We start from the raw sequence: 1,686 nt of genomic DNA, 5'->3' as shown, positions 1-1,686 counted from the left end.
TCGCGTTCCGGCTTCGCGATCGGGGATTGCCGACCGCCGAGATCGCTCGCAGACTGCATGTGACCGACGTCGGGCTGCGGAAGTGGTTCGAAGCAGACGAGCCTTCCGGCAAGCCCCGCGCCACGGATCCTCGGCAGCTCCCCCTCCTCTGACGACCCCTCCGCAACATGTTGCGGATGTTGCGCGCGGGCCATGCGCGCGAATCTGACCCCCGAATTTCGAGATCGCATCGGACGGGGGCGACATGCACACGAGCGAGAAGGGCGTGGCCTTTCTGGAGCGGCACGAGGGCGTCGTCCTCAAGGCCTACCGGGACGCGGTCGGGGTCCTCACCATCGGCGCGGGGCTGACCAAGGCCTCCGGCGTCGTCGACCCGAAGCCCGGCATGACGATCACCCGCGAGGAGGCCTCCCGCCTGCTCGCGCTGGCGCTGGAGCGGAACTACGAGCCCGCGGTTCGCGATGAGATGCCGCGCGCCGAGCAGCACGAGTTCGACGCGGGCGTGAGCTTCCACTTCAACACCGGCGCCATCGCCCGGGCCTCCTGGGTCGACGCCTGGCTGCTGGGCGAGTGGGACCTGGCCCGCTCGAAGCTGCTGCTCTGGAACAAGGGCGGCGGCAAGGTGCTGCCGGGGCTGGTGCGGCGGCGCGGGGAGGAGTTCACGCTCCTGCGCTGGGGCGTCTACCACGGCGCCCCGCCTGCGGCGGGCGACGTCCGCGTCGCGCGCGAGGTCGTTCCCCTCGATCCGACCGAACTGGCGGCCGTCCGCACCGGCTTCGCGTCGCTGGGCTACGACCCGGGCGAGGGGCTGGCGGGCGTCGCGGTCGAGGTGGTCCGCGCCTTCCAGGCCGACCACGACCTGACCGTCGACGGCATCATCGGCCGGGCCACCCTCTCGACCCTCCAGCGCATGCTCGACGCCCGCAAGAAGGCCGCGACGACGGCCGCGGTCGGCGGCGGCGCGGGGACCACCGCGCCGATCGCCGCCGAGACCGCCGCCGCGGCCGGCGACTTCCCGGCCTGGGCCGAGTGGGTCGCCTGGGCGGTGGTGGCGCTGGCCCTCGCCCGTCTCGCCTGGCTCGCCTGGAGCTACCGCGACGCGATCGCGGCCCGCGTCCAGGGCGTGGCCCCCGGCCTCGCCGCCCGGCTGCGGAGGGTCTGACGATGCTGCCTGCCATCGTCCCGCTGCTCGCCTCCGTCGCCGCGTCGGTCGGCGCGCCCCTCGTCGAGCGCGTCCTCGCCGGGCGCATCGGCGCCGGGAACGCCAGTCTCGTCTCCGGCATGGTCAAGGCCATCGCCGGGCACGCCGGCGTGGCGCCGGAAGAGCTGCCTGAGCTGCACCGCACCGATCCCGACCGGCTCGCCGTGTCCGTCACCACGGCCGAGGTCGACGCCGCCCCCGAGCTGATCGCGCTCTACGCCTCCGAGCTGGAGTCGAAGACCACGCTGCTGCTGGCGGAGATGAGGGAGCCGCGCTGGACCTGGGCGTGGCGGCCGCTCGGCATGTACGGGATCGGGGCGCTCTGGTTCTGGAACGTGATCGTGCTCCACGTCCTGAACGCGGTCTTCAAGATCGCCCTGCCGCAGATGCCGCTGGGCGAGCTGTTCAACCTCACCGCGCTGTTCCTCGGCCTCTACATGGGCGGCCACACGGTCAAGGACGCGGTCGGCAAGGTCGCCTCCCGG

At 73.1% G+C, this 1,686-nt stretch carries 2 protein-coding genes; both read left to right on the top strand.

Annotated elements, in window-relative coordinates; translation table 11 throughout:
• Positions 1–244: 244 nt before the first annotated feature.
• Positions 245–1,162: a glycoside hydrolase family protein gene (locus BM064_RS26610; protein ID WP_092866631.1), complete on the top strand. Its 918-nt coding sequence runs from the start codon at positions 245–247 to the stop codon at positions 1,160–1,162.
• A 2-nt stretch (positions 1,163–1,164) separates the two neighbouring features.
• Positions 1,165–1,686 (top strand): hypothetical protein (locus BM064_RS26605; RefSeq protein WP_092866628.1); only part of this gene is annotated, 522 nt, incomplete at its 3' end.

Source organism: Albimonas pacifica (genome assembly GCF_900113695.1).
In the GTDB taxonomy this organism is placed as follows: domain Bacteria; phylum Pseudomonadota; class Alphaproteobacteria; order Rhodobacterales; family Rhodobacteraceae; genus Albimonas; species Albimonas pacifica.
The sequence above is the reverse complement of the archived record's forward strand: the minus strand, read 5'-3'. Positions and strand labels throughout refer to the sequence as shown.

Coding starts and splice junctions, on each gene's coding strand:
- BM064_RS26610 (WP_092866631.1), top strand. CDS start 245: ATGCACACGAGCGAGAAGGGCGTGGCCTTTCTGGAGCGGCACGAGGGC.